This window comes from Methylobacterium amylolyticum, from assembly GCF_030700245.1.
GTDB lineage: Bacteria > Pseudomonadota > Alphaproteobacteria > Rhizobiales > Beijerinckiaceae > Methylobacterium.
In genome coordinates, this window is the sequence record NZ_JAUYZI010000125.1 from 1 (window position 1) to 3,341 (window position 3,341).

The 3,341-nt window shown below is 69.1% G+C and carries 5 protein-coding genes and 2 pseudogenes; 3 read left to right on the top strand and 4 right to left on the bottom strand.

Translation table 11 applies throughout. The features are described 5' to 3' along the window. Positions 1 to 557: IS66 family transposase (locus tag Q8W71_RS32655; protein WP_305529197.1), on the top strand; the 557-nt coding region annotated here is incomplete at its 5' end. A 61-nt stretch (positions 558 to 618) separates the two neighbouring features. Beyond that, entirely contained in the window at positions 619 to 858 is a 240-nt protein-coding gene (locus tag Q8W71_RS32660; protein WP_305528027.1) for a hypothetical protein, read from the top strand. Here the strand turns inward: Q8W71_RS32660 and Q8W71_RS32665 are convergent. The 4 genes and pseudogenes from Q8W71_RS32665 to Q8W71_RS32680 form a co-directional block, all read right to left on the bottom strand. Continuing rightward, positions 776 to 1,609, bottom strand: a complete 834-nt coding sequence (locus Q8W71_RS32665) for a hypothetical protein (protein ID WP_305529460.1) — start codon at positions 1,607 to 1,609, stop codon at positions 776 to 778. The genes Q8W71_RS32660 and Q8W71_RS32665 overlap by 83 nt on opposite strands. After that, the gene (locus tag Q8W71_RS32670; RefSeq protein WP_370875603.1) at positions 1,531 to 2,085 is read right to left on the bottom strand and encodes a transposase DNA-binding-containing protein; all 555 of its coding nucleotides are present in this window, start codon (positions 2,083 to 2,085) and stop codon (positions 1,531 to 1,533) included. The genes Q8W71_RS32665 and Q8W71_RS32670 overlap by 79 nt, the downstream gene beginning before the upstream one ends. After that, positions 2,062 to 2,307: pseudogene (locus Q8W71_RS32675) on the bottom strand (IS66 family transposase); the annotation flags it as partial. The gene Q8W71_RS32670 and the pseudogene Q8W71_RS32675, both read right to left, overlap by 24 nt. Position 2,308: 1 nt before the next feature. Beyond that, positions 2,309 to 2,733 (bottom strand): annotated as a pseudogene (locus Q8W71_RS32680) (helix-turn-helix domain-containing protein); the annotation flags it as partial. 117 nt (positions 2,734 to 2,850) lie between these two features. Here Q8W71_RS32680 and Q8W71_RS32685 point away from each other — a divergent pair. Next, on the top strand, positions 2,851 to 3,341 hold a 491-nt coding region (locus Q8W71_RS32685), incomplete at its 3' end, for a transposase (RefSeq protein ID WP_305528870.1).

Genomic DNA, 3,341 nt, shown 5'->3' on the forward strand with positions numbered 1-3,341 from the left:
CGGCGAACGCGCGGCGGGGCAGGACGGCGACGGTGATCTCGCCGATCGCGCTGGAGGCGGTGCGGCGCATCGACGTGTTGTTCGCGATCGAGCGCGGGATCAACGGTCGCCCGGCCGGCGAGCGCCTGCGCGTGCGCCGTTCCGAGAGCGCGCCGCTCGTGGCCGAGTTCGAGGCGTGGTTGCGCGACCACCGCTCCCGGCTATCGCGCTCCTCCACTGTCGCCGAGCCGATCGACTACCTGCTGCGGCGCTGGCCGGCCTTCACCCGCTTCCTCGACGACGGGCGGATCTGCCTGACCAACAACGCCGCCGAGCGCGCGCTGAGGGGTTTTGCCCTCGGACGGAAGGCGTGGTTGTTTGCCGGTTCGGAGCGAGGCGCCGAGCGGGCGGCGGCGATGGCGACGCTGATCGTGACGGCCAAGCTCAACGCGATCGATCCGCAGGCTTGGCTCGCCGACGTTCTCACCCGTATCGCCGATTACCCCGCCCCTCGACTGCACGAACTTCTGCCGTGGCATTGGCGGTCAGCGACCGCTCCGCTTGCCGAGGCTGCCTGAGCATTCTCGCCAGCCACCCTCGACCCTGACGAGACGATCGGGCCGCGACGGAAGGGAGCCGATGCAGCGCAATAAGGTGAGCACCGTGTTCACGCTGGCCAGGGTCGCCGCCGACCTCGGACAGGATGAAGACGCCCTGTTCGACATCATCGTCGACATGGAACCCGAGGACGGCCTGATCTGGGTCCACGGCTCCGGCGACGAGGCGTACCCAGCGTTTACCAACGATGGGATCGACGAACTGAAAGAGCGGATCGCCGCCCATACGGCGGAAAGTGATCTGCTCCCGCCGAAACCGTAGCTCCCGCGTCCTTCACCGGATGGATACGGTAGTCGGCGAATGCCCGGTGCTGGAGGCGCAGCCTCGAGCGCGCCGCGTCGATGCAGTCGAGCGCGTTGATCTCGGCGGCGGTGAGGACGGCGTCGGGTGGTGCCTTGGGTTTGAGGCGGGCCGACATGGTGAGAAAGAAGACTCGCCAGCTGACCACTGCAACGAGGGCGAGGAACTTCACCAGCCTCTCAGCGGTCTGCAGTCTGGCCTCTTCCGCGCGGCATCCCGACTTCATCACCTTGTGGAACATCTCCGCCTTCCAGCGCAGCGCGTACCAATCGAGCTTCTCGATGGCACCTGCGAGGTCGACGACCGGCAGGTTGGTGACGAGCTTCCAATCGATCGGCGGGCGATCGGCGAACGGGTCGCGTTCGAGAGCATGGATGTAGGTGAGGATCTGCGGGCTGTAGCGTTTCCGCTTGCCGATGGGCGGCAACGTCTGGATGGGGGCGAACTTCACGTGCAGGCAGGCGGTCTCGTCGACCTCGCCGCTGACGGCGACGCGGTGGCGGCCCGCCCAAGGCGCCGCATCGAGCTGGGCGAAGACACGATGATCCGCGTCCGGCTGCGGCGCGTCCGGCGGCGGTTCGGTCAAGCGGTTGGTCTGCACGCGCACCAGGAAGCGCGTGCCGAGGTCCTGCGCTAGACAGAACAGCTCGTAGATGTCGCTTTCGCGGTCGGCGACATGCACGCAGCGCTCGGGCGCGCCGAGAAGCGCCATCGACTGCGCAGGTTCTCGAGCCAGCGGTAGCTCTCCTTGGTCTCGATCGGCACCCGGGTCGGGTTCACATGCCGCTTGAGCGTCCACGTCCGCTTGAACTTGGTCCGCGTCCAGAACTTCACCGCCGTGAGGCCCAGCGGCGTTCCGGCGAGCGTGACGGCGAGGCTGGCGTGCATCAGCACGCCGCACAGGGTCAGCACGTTGGGCTGCCCCGCCTTGTAGCGGCCGCCGTTGATGGTCTTGGTGAAGCCGATCTTGCCCGGCTTCGCGCGGCCGTAGATGAACTCGGTCGTGTCCGGCAGGAGGAGGATCGGCCCGTCATGGGCCGCACAACGCGCTGCGGTCGCAGCGAAATGCCCGGCGAGCACGCCGTGCTCGGTGACGCGCGGGTTGTCGAAGAAGCGGTAGGCAGCCTTGGTCGCGGCCCAGTCGCCGCAGGCAGCCGGCACCGGCTGGCCCTTGGCCAGGATCGGCACCGTGGTATCGTCGCCGTGCAAGCGCTCGCCCGCCAGGACAAGCGCCGCGATCAGCGCATGCAGGGGCGCGAGCGCCGCCGCGCAGGCGCCGACCTAGTCGGCCAGCGTCGAAACCGACAGCGCGATCCCCTCCCGGGCGAAGCGCTCGCTCTGGCGGTTCAGCGGCTGGTGCTGGCCGAACTTCTCGAACAGGATCGTCGCCAGGAGGTGAGGCCCGGCGAAGGTCGAGGTCGGGCAGAGCGTCGAACCAGGCTTGGCGGGCCGCCTTTACGTCCGCCCGCTCCTGCTCAGCCGCGTTGACAGCCCCTTTTTGCGGGTGATGCCGTGGCGGGCGAAGAACCGCGACAGGCCGCTCGTGCTGGTCTGCACGCCCTGCGCGGCCAGAGCATCGCACAATTCGTGCAGGAAGAGCTGCGGCGCCCGCTCGGAGATGGCCCGGATCAGATCGGCCTGGGCCTCGATGGCCTGCGAGCGTCGGTCGCCGCGTGCGCGCGGCGCGACCTGCCCCTCCTGCCGGACGCGTGCCGCCCAGCGGCTGGCGCTCGACACGCTCACCCCGAACCGGGCTGCCGCTCCATGGCAGGACGCGCCGTCCGCCAGGGCCGCGACAACGCGCTCCCGCAGATCGATCGACAAGGCTGAGGGCATCGGCAGGCTCCTCAGCCAACCAACCCCTCAGAGCCTGTTTGAGGTCCTCTGCCGTCCGTCCCCATCTGTCTCGTGTGGCAACACAAATTCCGCCTGGCGGGGCGGAGGAGAGAGCAGATGTGGACGGACCGGCATCGGACGCGCCATGAGACGCGTCTGAAGGACATGGTGATGCAGGCGGGCTTGGACGAGGTGGCCCGCTTCCTGGAGCGGGCCGACCCGGCGGCACGACCCAACGCCAAGTCAGCGCGCCTCGTGATGGCGGCCGTTGCTTGGCATCTGCGCACGGGCGGCGGGTGGCGGGCGCTGCCCGACGGCTTCCTGCCCTGGCGCACCGTCTATGGATGGTTCCGGCGCTGGGTGGACAAGGGTCTGTTCGAGAGCCTGATGCGGACGCTCGCGCGCCGACAGCGCCGCCGCTGCGGGCGGCGTCCCACGCCGCGGCTGGCGATCATCGATACACAGAGCGTCAAGTGCATCGGTGTGCGCGGGCCACGCGGCTACGACGCCGCCAAGAAGCTGGTCGGGCGCAAACGCGTGGCGCTGGTCGATGCCGAGGGGCACGTCCTGGGGCTCGCCGTCGTGCCGGCCAACGTTCAGGATCGCGA